The sequence below is a fragment of the Bacillus sp. NTK074B genome, assembly GCF_017303375.1.
In the GTDB taxonomy this organism is placed as follows: domain Bacteria; phylum Bacillota; class Bacilli; order Bacillales; family Bacillaceae_B; genus Rossellomorea.
In genome coordinates, this window is sequence record NZ_JAFKOH010000003.1 from 294,213 (window position 1) to 311,169 (window position 16,957).

Sequence of the window (16,957 nt, forward strand, 5' to 3'; positions counted from 1 at the left end):
GGAGGGGTATATATGAACGAGAAAGCGCTATCATTCAGCCAGATCTTAACGATCGGATTAATGCTCTTCGCCCTTTTTCTTGGTGCAGGAAATATGATTTTCCCGCCATTTCTGGGGCAGCAGGCTGGAGAACATGTATGGACCGGAATCCTCGGCTTTCTAATAACCGGGGTAGGACTACCTTTACTCGGCGTCATCGCCATCGCTAAATCCGGAGGTGACCTTCAAACCCTTGCCAACCGGGTACATCCTCTTTTCGGACTTATCTTTACAATTGTTATGTACTTGGCGATCGGACCGTTCTTCGGAATACCGCGTACCGGGACTGTCGCGTATGAAATCGGGGTCATCCCCTTTCTACCGGAAGAGACAGCGAAATATGGTCTTGCTTTACTCATTTATACGATCATTTTCTTTGGATTGACGGCTTGGCTTGCCATGAATCCATCGAAGCTCGTAGACAGAATCGGAAAAATATTAACACCATCTCTTATTGTCATCCTGACAATCTTAGTGGTCAAAAGCATCATCAGTCCGATGGGCGAATTTGGTACACCGCACGAATCTTATCAGGACGGTCCACTATTCAAAGGGTTCATTGATGGGTATCTTACGATGGATACGATTGCTGCTCTTGTGTTCGGAATTGTGGTCATCAATTCGATTAAAGACCGGGGTGTTACCAGTAAATCCAGTCTGACTCGGATCACGATCATCGCTGGATTCATCGCGGCCGTCGGACTTGCTCTTGTTTATTTATCCTTAAGCTATATTGGCGCAAGCAGCACGGATTCCATCGGTGCCCAGGCAAACGGCGGAGCGATTCTGGCAGCCGCAGCGAGCCATTTATTCGGATCAATGGGGACGATCATCCTTGGACTTGCCATTACGTTTGCATGCATTACAACATCTGTCGGACTCGTTTCTGCATGCTCTCAGTATTTTGCAAAAATCCTTCCTGTATCCTATCCGAAATTAGTGATCATCATTTCTTTGTTCAGTATGATCATTGCCAATATCGGATTGACTCAGTTGATTGCTGTATCTTTACCGGTATTGATTTTCATTTATCCATTAGCCATTGTACTGATTCTTCTATCATTCATGCACAACGGGTTTAACGGCTACTCCCTCGTATATGTAGGTGCCTTGATCCCAACCGGGTTGATCAGTTTGATCGATGGAATCAAAACGGCAGGTGTTGATGTAACAACTGTCAGTCAATCACTTGAATTCCTTCCATTCTACACTCAAGGGATCGGCTGGCTCATTCCCGCAATAATCGGAGCCATCATTGGTTTCGTCATCGCGAGCCTCGCCGGACAAACGAAACGGATAATTGAAGCAAGCTAGCGCTAATGCAAAAAAAAAGGACTGAAGCAGAGTGACATTCTGCTTCAGTCCTTTTTTATCATTTTCCTTCTAGGTCCATCATTTTCTCAATTTTCTTCAGTGCACCCGGTTCGACTTTCTCAATGGTAGTGGCCGCTTCTTCCAATGCTTTGCGATAATCATATTGACGGAATGCTTCTTCAGCCGTCTTGAGTCCTTCACGTACGGAGTTGTACTTGCTGCGGTAGCGGTTTCCGTACTGAATGATTTTCTCCGATAGAAGGACATTCTCAACCAGGTCCCCCGTTTTCGTATAGAAATGGTCGACGGTATCTTCCGCACCCAACAGTGTCTCCTGAATGAACTTCATATTCAAAGGTTTTTCCGTCAGGCTCGCATTCACCTGCTCGATCTTCCGGTGAACTTCATCAAGAAGATCTTTGTAATCCGCCGGTAGTCCAGGTACATTGCTCTTGGAAATCATCCGGCTTGCTTCTGCAACCTTTTTCTTGAGCTGCTGAATTTTTTCCCTGGTAGCCAGTTCATCTTTCCGGAGATTCTGAAGATAGAGTGAGAACTCGCTCTGCTGTTGATTCAGCTCTTCAAGACCGTTTCGGATGTCCTTCAGCTCATCACTTAAATTTGAAAAAGAAGCAGCATTCGTTTCTTCTTTATTCATGAGCATTTCGTGGCGTTTTGAGAGCTGAATGATTTTCTTATCGATTTCCCTTGGAGTGCTAAGGTCAGCATCATGAAGATGGTAACCTTGTTTCACTATGCTGACTTCCGATTGAATATCATCATTGTCTTCCTTGGCCTTGATCAGCCCCTCAGTCGTTTGATCCCTGTACTGCTGGACAAAATGTTTGGCATGGACTTCTTTTTCCAATAAATCATATAGGTCTTCAACCTTCACCTTGATTTCCTGTATACCCGCTTCCACTTCTACAACCTTTAACTCTTCAAGGTTCTTATTGAAGTTCAGGAGGGTTTCCTTTAAGGCGGCCACTTCTTTATCCACTTCGATATGATCAAGGGTATACCCCTGATCCTTCATCTCGATGTAACCCGCTTCTAGTTCTGATAATTGGGAAGGCAACAGGTTTTCACAATCGGTGATCAGCTTCGGCACCGTCTCCATTTTGTAGGAAACCTCTTTCATTTCCTCTGCAAGGCTAAGCACGATTTCCCGTGCATCAAGATAATTCCCCTGTTCAGTCAGTTCATTGAATTGATTGATTTTTTCAGAGAGCTTATCGAGTACATTTTCTATGTGTTTAGCGGTTTGACCGTATGTATGACGATAGGCGAGGAGCTGTTTCTTACTGTTTCGATACTCTTCCTGAAGAGCCTGAATTTCTTCTCGGTTCTTTTCTTCACTGCCGACCAGTTCATTCAATTCTTTCAGGATCTGTTCGATCTTTTCTTCGGTTTCAGTCAGAACCTGATGGATTCTGGAGAGGACCTCTTTGGTTTTATTAAAGCGAAATTTATCGGTGTACTCTTCTGCATCGAATAGTAGTTCTTCAACATCAGGAAGCTGCACCGCAACAATCTCATCCCATCCCTGTCTCCAGCCGTCAAACAATTCTTCAGTCTGACCCGTCATATTCAGTTGTTTCACTTTGGAAAGTTCGTCTGAAACCGGCTTGTTCATGATATCGATTTTCCAGGCTTCATACCGATCAATTTCAGCGTAATATTTTTTTCTAGAGATAAATCCGATTAGGAATACGATTAAGATAAGTATTATTCCAGCGATGACGTATTGCATCTTAAGCCCCCTGTTCAACTATTCAGTTAGACATCTATATGAATGTGAATGTTTCATTACTATTTTGTCATTGTTATAATGATACCATGTTAACGACATTTTTTGACTATTAATTTCTAATTTTTCAGTGATAAAACGTCAATTTTAGCAAAAATAGTGGGAAATGGATAGGATTATTGGGTTTGGTGTTGATTGGGCTGGCTCTGCAACACCGTTTGGATGAGTGAGTGCTGGTTGATTTCCGTGCCAGGTGCTCGCTTTCCGCGGGGCTGGCGGTGAGCCACCTCGGCTGTGGGGTCTCACCTGTCCAGCTTTTCCCGCAGGAGTCGAGCACCTTCCACTCCAATCAACTTATTAGTCTCAAATTACTTATCTTTTCGGGGGCTACTAATCTTACATTTTTTACTTTCCTTATAAGTTTCACTTCAATTCTGTTCATTCTCTAACAGCACAAATGATTATTATAGCAAAAGGAAGTGAAATCTCATGACAAAGGTTGATGGACATGTTCATACGCCGTTTTGTCCACATGGCAGTAAGGATTCGTTTGAGATGTATGTGGAGAGGGCGATGTCATTAAATTATCGTGCGATAACGTTTACGGAGCATGCTCCGCTACCTGAAGGGTTCTCGGATACGACGCCCGATCAGGATAGTGGGATGAACCCGTCCCTTCTTACGGAGTACTTTGATACATTGGACATGCTTAAGGAGAAGTATAAGGATCAGATCCTCATCCGTTCGGGTCTTGAGGTTGATTATATTGAAGGATTCGAAAGTGAAACAAGGGAATTCCTGTCAACCTACGGACCACGGATGGATGATGGTATTCTTTCTGTTCATTTCCTTCAGCATGATGGAAAGTGGGATTGTCTGGACTTCAGTCACGATGTGTTTGGGTCGATGGTCGATGATTACGGTTCGGTGGATGCGGTTTATGCACGGTATTATAAGACGGTCTTGAAATCGATCAGGGCTGATTTAAGTGTTTATAAACCGAAGAGAATCGGTCACATCACTCTGGTGAAGAAATTCCAGAAGCTGTTTCCTGCCTCCCATTCGTTTTCGGATGATATTTCCGCCATCCTCCGGGAAATGGCGGATAGAGGTCTTGAGCTTGACTATAACGGGGCGGGATTTGTTAAGCCCCATTGCGGTGAGTCCTACCCTCCACTGAATATCGTGAAAGAGGCCCGTGCATTAGGGATCAAGACCGTCTACGGTTCTGATGCCCATGAGGCAAAAGGGCTTGATCAGGGACGGACCTTGATGGACATCTAAAAAGAAAAAAACTCTCCTTCAGACGGAGAAGAGTTTTTTGTTTTTAGATGATCAGCTCTTTCTTCATGACCTCTTTTGCTTCCGAAACGAGGAGGAGATCAATCCATTGATCAATGTTTTTATAATATTGGTCGATAAAGTAGTATTCCTGAGGAAACATCTGCCACACTTCCCTTAACTGCTGGCTGTTGAGAAACGGCATCGTCAGCATGGATTTGAGCTGGATCACAAGGAAGCTCACGGGCTGTTTCTTCAAGGCATGGTCCTTCATTCCCTGTTCAAACAGTCGTTTCATATAGTGCCTTTCTTTCATTAAGTAGGAGGAAATGATTTCACGGACCACCTGTGAATCAATGGATACCTCCCTCCAGATGAAACGGGCCAGTTGATGATGGTCACTTTGGAATTTCAATATTTTATAAACCGCCCGCTTCAGGCAGAGATCCGCACTGACATAGTTCAGTGCTTCGACCTCTTCCTGGAGAAAGCGTAAATATGGTTCGAAGAAATGGGTGAAACACGCTTCCAACACACCCTGTTTGCCTTTGAAATAATAGGAAATGGTAGCTGGATTCACGTTCGCCCTCTTCGCTATATCCCTGACGGACGTCCCATCGAAACCATGGTCATAGAAAAGGTACACAGCTGCCTTGAAAATGGACTCTTTCGTTGACTTGGAGGTATCTAGCTTTTTCATATTTCCCCTTCTTTCGAATATAGTAGGCAAATGAAAAAATCAGTGACGAGAAATATTGTATAAAACTTCATCAGAACAAAACGAAATCATTGAAGGTTATGAAGAAATATGCTAAAAATGGTTCAATAGATGTTTCTATTATAAATTGTTTACACTAAGAATTCGTGTTTTCGTATGGATTTCCTTTAAGTATTTCTCGACAGGATCTTTCTGCTGAAGGCTATATGGGAACGCTTAGACATGAAATAACGCATAATCTGTAGAATTGGGGGAGTTTATGATGTTTCAAGCAGAAAAATATCAAGGTACAAAGGAACAGGGCTTTGGTCTTGTCACAAAACAGTTAAGGGCTTTGTTGGAAGGCGAGCCGAATCAGATCGCGAACTTGAGCAATGCCTCCGCCCTCTTGAACCAATTCATGGATCGCATCAATTGGGTAGGGTTTTATCTATATGAAGAAGAAAGCAATCAACTCGTACTAGGACCTTTCCAGGGACTGCCTGCTTGTGTAAGGATTCCTTTAGGAAGAGGGGTTTGCGGTACGGCTGCAAGCGATCAGAAGACGCTGAGGATTGAGGATGTCCATCAATTTCCGGGTCACATCGCCTGCGACGCTGCCTCTGAATCGGAAATCGTCATCCCTCTTGTAAAAGAAGGGAAACTGATCGGCGTCCTCGATATCGATAGTCCGGAGAAAGCAAGATTCGATGAAGAAGATCAGAAGTTTTTGGAAATTTTTGCAGATGAGCTTTTAAGACATCTTTAATACTGTATAATAGGGACAAAGCCCTGTCGGGAGGATGATATTTCCGTCGGGGCTTTTTTGTGCTGGAAGAATTTCGGGCACTTGTTAAAAAGTTCACGTTTTTCTCCCTGCTAAAAAGGGAAAAGAGTAACGAACATGAGAACGTAACATAATTTAATCCCATACAATATCCAGGTAAAAAGAGGTGTAACATGCAATCCAAGAAAAAAGACTTACCCTATTTATTATGTTTATTGGTGATGCCGGCACTAGGCTTGATATACACGTTATTAAATACGGATACCCGTGAAGCAGTCACTTTATCCACTCAACTAGATGAGTGGATCCCATTCGTCCCGGTGTTTATTGTGCCATATATTTTATGGTACGCCTTTATATTGGGATACCTTTTCTATTTCTGGTATAAAGATGTCCAGACGTTCCTTAAAACACTCGGAATCATTGTCATCGGTGAGTTGATTTGTTTTGTCATCTATTTTTATTTTCAAACAACGGTCCCACGTCCGGAACTTTCTGGCGGCGGAGTGTTTCTCGACCTGGTTCAGATGATCTACAGTCATGATCAGCCGTACAATGCGTTTCCAAGCATCCATGTCCTGACGACTTTCGCCATCGTCCTGGGCAATTTCAACATTCAAGATAAACACCGTTTCCACTCGGTCTTTGTGCCCATCATGGGATCGTTGATCATTGTATCGACCCTCTTTGTCAAACAACACTTCGTACTCGACATGGTCAGCTCGATTTTCTTGACCACGTTCATTTACGGCATCATCTTCGAGCTATATAGTGTAAGTGAAAAGAAATCCACTCAAGTTTATATGAAGGATTGAATCAAACTAAAACAGGAAGGAACCTTTTGAGGGTCCTCCCTGTTTTTTCTTAGGCTTTATCCAACGCCTGAAGAAGATCACTCCAAATATCCTCCGGTGCCTCAAGTCCCACCGAAAGCCTCAGAAGCGAATCATTGATTCCCATACTCTTTCTCGACTCTTCAGGTACGACGGCATGAGTCATGGTGGCTGGATGCTGGATCAATGTCTCTGCATCTCCCAGGCTGACCGCGATCTTGATCATGTCAAGATCATCCATGAATTTCTGCGCTTCTTCCTTTGAGCCTTTCAACGTAAAGGAGATCATTCCCCCCGGTTTTTTCATTTGTTTTTTCATGACCAAGTGCTGAGGATGACTCTCATGTCCCGGATAAATGACGGTTTCTACAGAAGGATGTTCGGCTAAAAGACCGGCAATTTTTTCAGCACTGTCACAGTGACGGTCCATTCGAACGGCCAGAGTTTTTAACCCCCTCAGTAATAGCCACGCATCGAATGGAGAAATGATTCCACCGATATCCTTTTGTGTCGTCATTCTGATTTCGGACATTTTCTCCTGTGTACCGACGACAAGGCCGGCAACGACGTCCCCATGTCCACCGATGTATTTCGTTGCACTGTGGATGACAATGTCACATCCCAGCTCAAGCGGACGTTGAAGATATGGAGAACAGAATGTATTATCCACTACGACAGGAATGCCCTTCTCCTTTGCAACCTTCACAACGAGCTCCAGATCAATGAGCTGCATGGTCGGATTGATCGGGGTTTCTACATAAATGCAACTGGTGTTTTCCGTGATCTTGCCTCGGATCTCTTCTTCTGTATCCATGGAAGAGAAATCATGCCTTATGGCAAATTTCTCTTGGAGGAGCTCAAGGAGGCCGAACGTACAACCATATACCCCTTGAGAGCATAAAATATGATCGCCTGATTTGGTGAGTGAGAACAGAACCGCGCTCACTGCCGCCATTCCGGAACCGAATGCAAGGGCAGCCTCTCCACCTTCCAATGAAGCCATTCGTTCTTCCAATATCGCTACTGTCGGATTTCCCAGTCTTGAGTATATATATCCATCTTCTTCACCTGCAAATCGATTTTCCCCTTGTTTCGCATTTGCAAAGGTATAAGTAGAAGTTTGGTATAAAGGGGGTGCTAAACTATCAAAATGTTGAGACGATTGATACCCCTCGTGGATCACCCGTGTTTCAAAACGTTTCTCTTCTTTCATTCAGTATTCCTCCCAGTATTCCCTTTAAGTCTAAGTAACTACTATTCTAGAATATGATAACCGGGAGGAAAAAGAAAGCGGTTACACTAAAGTGCTAAAGAAAGTTGTGGTTTACGTATAAGAAGCCTGTAGAGTCAACATTGTTTCTTATGTAGTGAGGTGCTGGTTGATTTCCGCTACAGGTGCTCGCTTTCCGCGGGGCTGGCGGTGAGCCTCCTCGGCTGCGCCTGTGGGGTCTCACCTGTCCAGCTACGGCTGCTAGCCCCTCGAGGTCATAAGCTAAATGGTCCAAGAAGGCAAAAGAACGCCTTCTTAGCCCATTCATCTTATGCTTGTCGGGGCTGAACGAGCCGCCTCCGCTTTTCGTGCTGTCCAGCGTTTCCCACAGGAGTCGAGCACCTGGAGCTCCAATCAACTTTCTAAACATTCCTTTAAATGTATTATATAGTATCTTACTTTTACAATCGTGTACTCCCTAAATGTAAATGGGGTTATCATTTTTTAGAAAGACCGACTGTTATCGTTCGATTTTTGGGTACAAGTGTTCAACTTGTAGTACATCCTAGTTTACAGGGATTCAACCATTTGAATAATGAAAAGATCGATTTCCGGAGAAAAGAAAAATAGGAAGAACCAAAATGGCTCTTCCCAATTCATCTTTTATTTGGTACTACTTTAATCACAATCGTTCACAACCTGATTTTTCCCATTGTTCTTGGCGCTATAGAGCGCTTCATCTGCTTTTTTCACCAGTTCTTTGACTGATTTGGGACAGGTGTCGTCGTTCTTCCTCCAGATGGATAATCCACAGGAGAGGGTGACGGATGGACTTGTTTTCAATGGGATATCTTTTATGATCCGACGGGCGATTTCCAGGCCTTTTTCCCTTCCCATGGAAGGCAGGTAAGCTGCCAATTCTTCCCCTCCCCATCTGGCAACGAAACCATGATGGCTGACAATGCCTTTGATTAGATTGGACACCTTTATGATGACTTCATCACCGATCTGATGGCCGTAGTTATCATTGATGGATTTAAAATCATCTATATCCATCAGTAGCAGCGTTCCCAAATCATCTTTATTCATGGAGGATTCCATTTCATCATCCAAATAATTCCGTGCGAACAGCTTGGTCATATGATCCGTGATGACCATATGCTCGAGTTTCTCACGGAGGGTTGCATTGGTGATGGCAAGGGTCGAATGATGGATGAACGACTGCAGCAGTTTGTACATATCAAATGAGAACATATAAGGTTCCTTGTGCAGGACGACGCAGAATCCGATCAGGACTTCATTTTGAATCATGGGAGCTGCCATGATGGACGGAAAGTCGGCGGCGGTTTCAAAACGGTCGCTGACATCACCCAAAAAGATGGCATCTCTTTCCTTTTCGATGCGCTCTTTTACGTAAGAAATATAGTTTCTGCCTTTTTCTTCAAAAAAGAGAGGGGAGCTTTCATCTAATATGGTGTACTCTCCTTTTTCAAGGAGGACGAATCCGATCGCTGATGCATGAAAAGACCGCTTGATCTGTTTCTTTAAGAACATGACGGTTTCCGACAACCTTAAATTCAAATTCAGTTGATGAGACGTTTCATTGATGAGCTGCAGGTCGGTGATCAATCTTTTCGACTGCTCATATAGCTTGGCATTCTCCAGGGCACTCCCCGCCGTATAAGCAAGCAGTCTGATAAACTCGATCTTATGATCCGTAAAGGTGGCATGGGACATGGATTGTACTTCAAGAACCCCATAGATACCCTGCTTTCCTTTTAATGGCGCGTAGAGGACATCTTCCTCCCCTGATTCAATGCTACCATTGACAAATGCCTGCATGGCCGATTCATTGGCGTGATCAAAGTCGAAGTTCTTGATGGGAAGTTCCCCGAACTCATACCGGTCATTTGACAATAATAAATGGAACTCATCCACAGGAAATACCTCTCTCAACGTCTCGATGATCTGCACGAGAAGCGTACGCACATCCCTCGTCGAGTGGAAGATTTCCGTTACCTTGAATAATTCCCGATATCTCCGTTCGTCTTCAAGGACCGTCTGGATACCGCCTGTATGCTGTAAGAACTGATTGCTTGCCTTCCAAAAAGAGTGGAGCAAGCTTTCATCTGCCCATCCGCCCGCACCCTCCTTCTTTACCAAGAGGATCGCCAGCGGACTTCCATCTTTCTTCGAGAGATGGAATTTAATAGATGAGACTTCATCCTTTTCTATTAAGACCGGACGCAAATGATACTCTTCTCTGGCTTCAGCAAGTGTAAGAGGAGCCTCTCCATTCTGATGAGGTTGATAGAGGTAGTAGGTTGAATTGGTATAAAAATACAAAAAAGCCCGATCGATTTCGAGGTAATCCTTCACGACCGTCAGCCACTTTTGCAATTGAACAGATTGATCTGCTTCCGGAGACATTTCTTCATATATTAAATCGAATAACTTTGACTTGTATTCATGCAAAGCATGTTTGATTACGTACATTTTCCTCACCCACACCTGAAAGGTTTGTGACACTATTTACTTCATTGGCTCCTGGCCAGTACCAGATCCTTTTGAAAGACTACCATCCATAATGAACCGTCTTCTGATAAAGAATGAATCTCGTTTGGTTCCCCGCTTCTGTCTGAAAGGTCCAATCGCATATTCCCAGGAATACTGATGAATCCGTTCTTATCCTGTGCAAAAGGATTCCGGCTTGTTGTGACGGCTGATGGAGTATCCTTCCTTTCCTTCACGACCTCCAAAGAATTGGAAAATAACGCCCAATCCCCCTCTTCCAATTGAACCCAAATACCATTATGTTCCTTTGCCAAGCTCATTGTTTTCACCTTATTATGTAACGGCACACTATGTAATACTTTAAAATAATATTGTTTAGTACGATCAAGTTCATATATGACAAGGACCGGCTGCTCTTCCACCATCTTCGCCACTGCGATGACAGGGTTTTTAGTTTCGCTTCCCATTGACAATACTTCAGCTTGGATGGATGGTGTTTTCCCCTCGACTTTTTGTGATGAGTCAGAGGAATAAATGAAACCTCCCAAAACGACCAGCATACACAGTCCTATCAATAGATACCGTAGAATTTTCTCTCTATTGGATTCTGGCAAATTTGCTCACCTTTTTAACATAATTTTCAACTTTCATTATAGCACAACAAATGACTTATGGACTATTTTGTTTGTGGAATCTCGTCAGTCCTTATGAATCTCGAAATACTTCCTTGACTTCTATTCTCTCACGTCATATAATATTCTTTGTGTAAAATAATGCAGCTTCAGTGAAGTCCTTTATGCTCGTATTTTGTTCCTCTACTTACTTGAGGTGTATCTTGTAACCCTCTGCTGCTAGGGCGAAGGTACATGAAAACAAAATGCACATAATTGTTTATTCACAGGTGTTTTTATTTTACAACAAAATAAAAACAATAAAGGAGGAGTCATTCATGGCTCGATATACTGGCCCAAGCTGGAAATTATCCCGTCGTCTTGGAATCTCTCTAAGCGGTACGGGTAAAGAATTAGAAAAGCGTCCTTACGCTCCTGGACAACACGGTCCTAACCAACGCAAAAAAATCTCTGAGTACGGTTTACAACTTCAAGAGAAGCAAAAACTTCGTCACATGTACGGAGTAACTGAGCGTCAATTCCGTAACCTATTTGACCAAGCTGGCAAATTACAAGGTAAACACGGTGAAAACTTCATGGCGCTGCTTGAGTGCCGCCTGGATAACGTTGTTTATCGTTTAGGTCTTGCTCGTACTCGTCGTCAAGCACGTCAACTTGTTAACCACGGTCACGTTACAGTGAACGGATCTCGCGTAGACATCCCTTCATTCCGCGTTCTTCCTGGTCAAACAATCTCAGTTCGTGAAAAATCACGTAACCTTGACATCATCAAAGAAGCGATGGAAGTGAACAGCTTTGTTCCTGAATTCCTAACTTTCGATGCTGACAAATTAGAAGGTACATTCACACGCGTTCCTGAACGTTCTGAATTACCAGCTGAAATTAACGAAGCTCTTATCGTTGAGTTCTACTCTCGTTAATCTTTGTGAAAGAGACACTGTCCATTTTATGGGCAGTGTTTTTTTTTTGTGGCTTATGCTGTCATTCCGAGTATGCCCACAACTGCTCCAAACGCACAGAAAGAGACCCTTTCGGACCTCTTCCTCATTTTCATAAAAACATCCCGATTAATTCTTGTGTATAAAGGTCTCGTTCCGGTAGGAGGATCTCTTCTTTCTGAAACGAGTCAAGAATACGCCCCTCCTTCATCACCATGATCCTGTCACTCATATATGTTGTAGCGGCCAGGTCATGTGAAATAAATAGATAAGCGATACCCAGTTCGTCCTGAAGATCCTTGAACAGATTCAGAATCGATGCCTGAACTGAAACATCAAGGCTTGCCGTCGGCTCATCCAGTATGATGAGAGCGGGGTTTGTGCTGATGGCGCGGGCTATGTTTACCCGCTGGGTCATTCCCCCACTCAATTCATGGGGATAGGCATCCAGTGTCCATAAAGGCAGGCTGACCATTTCCAGCAGGTCCTTTGCCGTATTCCTTCTCTTCTGCTTCCCCAAGGCCCGCTCCATGTCACACGGTTCCATCAGGGACTCCATAATCTTAAGTTTTGGATTCAAAGAGCCACCGGGCTGTTGAAAAACGGCCTGCATCTTCCTTCTCGCTTTCCGCAACGGGTTCCCTTTTAATTGTTGAAGAGGGCTTTCAAGGAACTGAACCTCGCCATTATCCAAACCCTCCAATCCCAATAAACATCGGGCAAGCGTACTTTTCCCGCTTCCGCTTTCACCGACGAGACCTAAGCATTCCCCCTTTCTGATGGAGAAGGATACCTCTTTGACTACCATAAGATTGGAATGATAGGACTTTGTCATTTCTTTTGCGATTAAAACGTCTTTACTCACTGTCCCTTCTCCTCCATTTCTCTGGTCCACAAACGGTGACGGGTCTCAGGCAGATTCGGAAGTGACTGAAGCAGCAGTTTTGTATAGGGGTGGGATGGCTTCGTCAGTATTTCTCTCGCCACGCCAGACTCTACTATTTTCCCTTCCTCCATAACCCCGATTCTGTCTGCATACTTTTTTACTTTCCTTAGATCATGAGTGATGAATAGCAGAGAGCAATTTGTTTCTCTTACCATTTCATTCAACAATTCCAGGATGTGATGGGCCGTGACGCTATCCAGTGCAGTGGTCACTTCGTCGGCAATCAGCAAAGAAGGCTTGAGCATCATGGCAATGGCAATGGCAGCACGCTGAAGCTGTCCCCCACTTAACTGGAAAGGATAACTTTGGTATACCTTTTTTTCAGGAAGTTTCACCTTTTTCAGCGCTGCGAGAGAGCGCATTTCTCTTTCAGTAGCTGTCCAGGACGTATGAGCACGAAGAACCTCTTCGAACTGTTTCCCTATTTTCATAAAAGGGGTAAAGGAACTTTGATAATCTTGAAAAATATAAGATATAGTGTGTCCAAGCAGACACGTTTTCTTCATTTCAAGCATGTCCAGTCCCTTGAGCAGGATACTTCCAGCCTTCAGTTGTAACGATGCAGGAAGGATACCTCCAATTGATAACGCCGTGACGCTTTTCCCACTTCCACTCTCGCCCACCAGGGCATACCATTCACCTCGTGTAATGGTAAAGGAAATTCCATCAACAATGAGTCTATCCTTATTGGCGATGGTCAATCCCGTTACTTCAAGCATCAAACCCCCTCCTTCTTAACATCGTAATGGTCTCGCAGTTTGTCACCTGCCAGATTCAAGATCAGGACAACCAGTATAATGGCCAACCCGGGGATATACATGAGATGCGGGGCACTATGAAAATAAGCCCTTCCATCATTCAGCATGGCTCCCCATTCCGGTGATGGGGGCTGTGCCCCCAGACCGATATACGAAAGGGCTGCGATCATGAGGATCACCTTCCCCAGATCCAGTGTACAAAGAACGAGTACGTGTCCTGCTACATGGGGAAGAAGATGTTTCCTCATCGCACGGAACCCAGGCACCCCGTTTAGTTCCGCCATCAACATATAGTCCTTTTGCTTCTCGGACAGGACGATGCTCCGGACCAGGCGGGCATAGCTCGTCCACTTCACCAGAACGATTGCCCACATGAGATTCAACATCCCAGGACCAAGCAGTCCACTCAATACAATCGCCACGATAAAATCTGGAAACGCCATCACTGCGTCCGTGATTCTCATGAATATCCTGTCGATCAAGCCACCGGAATAACCTGATATCAATCCTGCAGGTACTCCGATTAGCATGACCATCATCATGATGAGGAAGCTGATTCCCACTGTTGTTTGAGCACCTGTAAGTATCCTGGATAACATATCCCTCCCAAGATGGTCCGTTCCCAATAAATAGTCGCTGCTCATGGTCTGGAGCCTGTTCCCGGGATCTACTTGCAGCGGATCATAGGGGCTCAAGATTGGGGCCAATGCAAGAAGGATGGTAAATAAACCAATCACTCCGATCAATCCGCGGCTCTTTTTTCCCGTTCGTTCCATTGCCGCTTCACCTCCTTCAGTCTGATTTCTGGATGAAGCCAGCGATAGGAAGCATCGACCGTCAGATTAATCATCATGACAAGAATCCCCATGAAGAAGATGTAACCTTGTATGATGGGATAATCGCGCTTCAAGATGCTATCCACTACCAGTTTTCCAATCCCGGGGTACGCGAACAATACCTCAATGACAACCGTCCCCCCCAAGAGGCTGCCAAGGCTCACCCCAAACATGGTTATGACCGGGGTAAGACTGTGGCGAAAAGCGTGGGCAAAAAAGACACGTTTCCTTGATAACCCTCTGGATCTCGCTGCACGGACAAAATCCTGCCCTAAACTGTCCAATAAGCTCGAGCGCAAGATTCTGACGTAGACCGCCGACATGGCAAGTCCGAGTGTAACGGAAGGGAGGATCAAATGAGCGAATGTCCCCATCCCCATGGAAGGGAGCATTCCAAGCTTTACAGAAAATAGATCGATCAGCAGCAGTCCGAGCCAGAAACTCGGAATCGAAGCGCCAAGCAGGGCGAACATCCTGTTCAACTGGTCGATCCATCTGTTCCGGTAAATTGCAGCCAGGCTACCCAATGGTACAGACAGTAGCGTCATGAATAAAAGGGACATGGACGTCAGCTGTAACGTGGCGGGTAGCCTATCCAGCAGTTCATCCATGACCGGTTGCTTCGTTGTGTACGATACGCCCAGGTCCCATTGAAAAAACTTCATCATCCAGTTCCCATATTGAACATAGATCGGTTCATTCAGTCCGAGTTCCTTTTTGAGCTCCTCCTTCTGTTCATCTGAGACAGCCACCTCATCGGTTTGCAACATAGCATTCAGGGGGTCGCCCGGAGCCAGTTGAATGAATGTAAAACTGACAAAAGACAGAACGACCAGGAACAGGATGAGCTCCATAATCCTCCTGAAGATAAATCTCATCGGTTCTCTACATCCAGCTCGTTCGTCAACATATAAAATTCACTTTTACTGGTCACCCAGTTCTTTACATGATCTTTGTATGCGACTACATTGCTTGGATGCACAATGAACGAATGGAGAAACTCTTCATTAATGATGTCACTCGCTTCCATGGCAAGTTTCTTCCTGGTTTCCTGATCCACCGTCATATTCAGTGATTGAATCTTCTTCTTCAATTCCTTGTGGTCGATCCTGGCGGCATTATAAAGATAACCGCCCGGCATATAAGCTGTATTGAGGAAATAACTCGCGTCTCCACGCGGAGCGGTCAGAAGGCTATATGTGGAAATATCCCAATCGTTTTTTGAAGCCATTTCTTCATCAATATTCTCAACCTGTTGAATGTTGATTTCGATACCAAGTTCATTCGCATTTGATTGCAGGATCTGTGCCATCAGCGGAAGCTCTGGACGATATGAATACGTAAGGACTTTCAGGGAAAGTTCCTTACCATCCTTCATCGCTTTGCCGTCCTTCCATTCCACACCGGCATGGGTCAGATGTTTCTTTGCTTCTTTCAAATCAAATTCTTTTGATTCATTAGAAGCAAATGGCAATTCCGATACGAAGGGCCCTCCTGCCGGCTGTCCGTATCCAGCGAGTGTACTGTTCACAACCTCTTCCCTGTCGATCATGTCATCAAAGGCTTTCCGGATATGCTTATCCCCAAAGATCCCATCAAAGTTGTAAAGCAGCATCTGTGCCCGGATTCCCGGTACCACATCGGTTCGGATGGAGTGATCCTGCTTCAGTTGGTCCATGCTTTCGAAGGCCGGACGGTATACGACATCGGCATCTCCTGATTGAAGGGCCAGCGTGCGGGCATTGGCATCCTCATTAAAGGTAAGGGTCGCTTTTTCAAGCTTTGGTTTTCCGTCCCAGTACTCCTCGTAGCGCTCCAGCCCGACTTTACTGTCCGCTTTAAAGGAAGTTACTTTGAATGGACCTGTACCGACCGGCTTTTGATCTACCTTTTCTTCATCCACGTCTATGATCGCCGTATTCGGGTGCACAAGCTCGGAAGGCAGCTCAGGAAGCGCCTCTTCAAGGGAAAGGGTCAAGGTCTGTCCATCGGCTTTTGCCTCTTCAATCTTCAGAGCGGATTTCATGGCTTCACTTACTTCAATATTTCGTTCCAATGATTTCTTGACTGCTAAAGCGTCAAGTTTCTTACCATTTTGGAATGTTACATCGTCACGGATGGTAAAGGTCCATGTTTTCCCTTCATCCCCGCTTTCCCATTTCTCTGCAAGCCATGGTTCCAGCTTAAGCTCTTCATTGATCTTCACCAAAGTTTCCGCCATCCCTGCCCGGACGGGTGTATAGTTTAAGTGCGGGTCCATCGTATCACTGGGGAAATTGGATAAAAACGTTACCTCTTTTGCTTCTTCGTTTTCTTCTGTACCGGCTTTTTCATTTGATGAACATGCGGCAGTGAACAGGACGATGAATCCAATCATCAGCCAACCGGCCATCTTCTTAATTGACATTACATTTCTCTCCTC

General features: G+C 44.7%; 15 protein-coding genes. 5 read left to right on the plus strand and 10 right to left on the minus strand.

Annotated elements, in window-relative coordinates; translation table 11 throughout:
• Positions 1-12 precede the first annotated feature (12 nt).
• Positions 13-1,353, plus strand: coding sequence for a branched-chain amino acid transport system II carrier protein (gene brnQ / locus JI667_RS07510; RefSeq protein WP_206851653.1), 1,341 nt, complete (start codon positions 13-15; stop codon positions 1,351-1,353).
• A 58-nt stretch (positions 1,354-1,411) separates the two neighbouring features.
• On the opposite strand, the gene ezrA is transcribed toward brnQ, so the two are convergent.
• Positions 1,412-3,106, minus strand: coding sequence for a septation ring formation regulator EzrA (ezrA, locus tag JI667_RS07515; RefSeq protein WP_206851656.1), 1,695 nt, complete (start codon positions 3,104-3,106; stop codon positions 1,412-1,414).
• Positions 3,107-3,592: 486 nt separating this feature from the next.
• On the opposite strand from ezrA, the gene hisJ reads away from it, so the two are divergent.
• Positions 3,593-4,387: a histidinol-phosphatase HisJ gene (hisJ, locus tag JI667_RS07520; protein WP_206851657.1), complete on the plus strand. Its 795-nt coding sequence runs from the start codon at positions 3,593-3,595 to the stop codon at positions 4,385-4,387.
• Between the two features lie 43 nt (positions 4,388-4,430).
• Here hisJ and refZ read toward each other — a convergent pair whose 3' ends face one another.
• On the minus strand, positions 4,431-5,084 hold the full coding sequence (gene refZ, locus JI667_RS07525; protein ID WP_206851661.1) for a forespore capture DNA-binding protein RefZ: 654 nt from the start codon (positions 5,082-5,084) through the stop codon (positions 4,431-4,433).
• A 280-nt stretch (positions 5,085-5,364) separates the two neighbouring features.
• Between refZ and JI667_RS07530 the strand changes: the two genes are divergently transcribed.
• Entirely contained in the window at positions 5,365-5,850 is a 486-nt protein-coding gene (locus JI667_RS07530) for a GAF domain-containing protein (protein WP_206851871.1), read from the plus strand.
• Positions 5,851-6,041: 191 nt separating this feature from the next.
• A complete protein-coding gene (locus tag JI667_RS07535) occupies positions 6,042-6,683 on the plus strand; it encodes a phosphatase PAP2 family protein (protein ID WP_206851662.1) in 642 nt (213 codons plus the stop codon).
• A 49-nt stretch (positions 6,684-6,732) separates the two neighbouring features.
• On the opposite strand, the gene megL is transcribed toward JI667_RS07535, so the two are convergent.
• The 3 genes from megL to JI667_RS07550 all read right to left on the minus strand — a co-directional run bounded on the left by megL (position 6,733) and on the right by JI667_RS07550 (position 11,039).
• Positions 6,733-7,914: a methionine gamma-lyase gene (gene megL, locus JI667_RS07540; protein WP_206851663.1), complete on the minus strand. Its 1,182-nt coding sequence runs from the start codon at positions 7,912-7,914 to the stop codon at positions 6,733-6,735.
• 675 nt (positions 7,915-8,589) lie between these two features.
• A complete protein-coding gene (locus tag JI667_RS07545) occupies positions 8,590-10,407 on the minus strand; it encodes a diguanylate cyclase domain-containing protein (protein ID WP_206851665.1) in 1,818 nt (605 codons plus the stop codon).
• 41 nt (positions 10,408-10,448) lie between these two features.
• On the minus strand, positions 10,449-11,039 hold the full coding sequence (locus tag JI667_RS07550; protein WP_206851666.1) for a hypothetical protein: 591 nt from the start codon (positions 11,037-11,039) through the stop codon (positions 10,449-10,451).
• A gap of 335 nt (positions 11,040-11,374) precedes the next feature.
• On the opposite strand from JI667_RS07550, the gene rpsD reads away from it, so the two are divergent.
• Positions 11,375-11,977, plus strand: a complete 603-nt coding sequence (gene rpsD / locus JI667_RS07555; RefSeq protein WP_034765742.1) for a 30S ribosomal protein S4 — start codon at positions 11,375-11,377, stop codon at positions 11,975-11,977.
• Positions 11,978-12,107: 130 nt separating this feature from the next.
• Here the strand turns inward: rpsD and JI667_RS07560 are convergent, their stop codons facing one another.
• From JI667_RS07560 to nikA, 5 genes are read right to left on the minus strand one after another with little or no spacing between them, the layout of a single operon-like run.
• Positions 12,108-12,830, minus strand: a complete 723-nt coding sequence (locus JI667_RS07560; RefSeq protein WP_206851873.1) for an ABC transporter ATP-binding protein — start codon at positions 12,828-12,830, stop codon at positions 12,108-12,110.
• Between the two features lie 26 nt (positions 12,831-12,856).
• Positions 12,857-13,660 (minus strand): ABC transporter ATP-binding protein, encoded by an 804-nt coding sequence (locus JI667_RS07565; protein WP_206851667.1) that lies wholly within the window; start codon positions 13,658-13,660, stop codon positions 12,857-12,859.
• Positions 13,660-14,475, minus strand: a complete 816-nt coding sequence (gene nikC / locus JI667_RS07570; RefSeq protein ID WP_206851668.1) for a nickel transporter permease — start codon at positions 14,473-14,475, stop codon at positions 13,660-13,662. Before nikC ends, JI667_RS07565 begins: the two co-directional genes overlap by 1 nt.
• On the minus strand, positions 14,442-15,413 hold the full coding sequence (gene nikB / locus JI667_RS07575) for a nickel ABC transporter permease (protein WP_206851669.1): 972 nt from the start codon (positions 15,411-15,413) through the stop codon (positions 14,442-14,444). Before nikB ends, nikC begins: the two co-directional genes overlap by 34 nt.
• Positions 15,410-16,942, minus strand: a complete 1,533-nt coding sequence (gene nikA / locus JI667_RS07580) for a nickel ABC transporter substrate-binding protein (protein ID WP_244668238.1) — start codon at positions 16,940-16,942, stop codon at positions 15,410-15,412. Before nikA ends, nikB begins: the two co-directional genes overlap by 4 nt.
• Positions 16,943-16,957 lie beyond the last annotated feature (15 nt).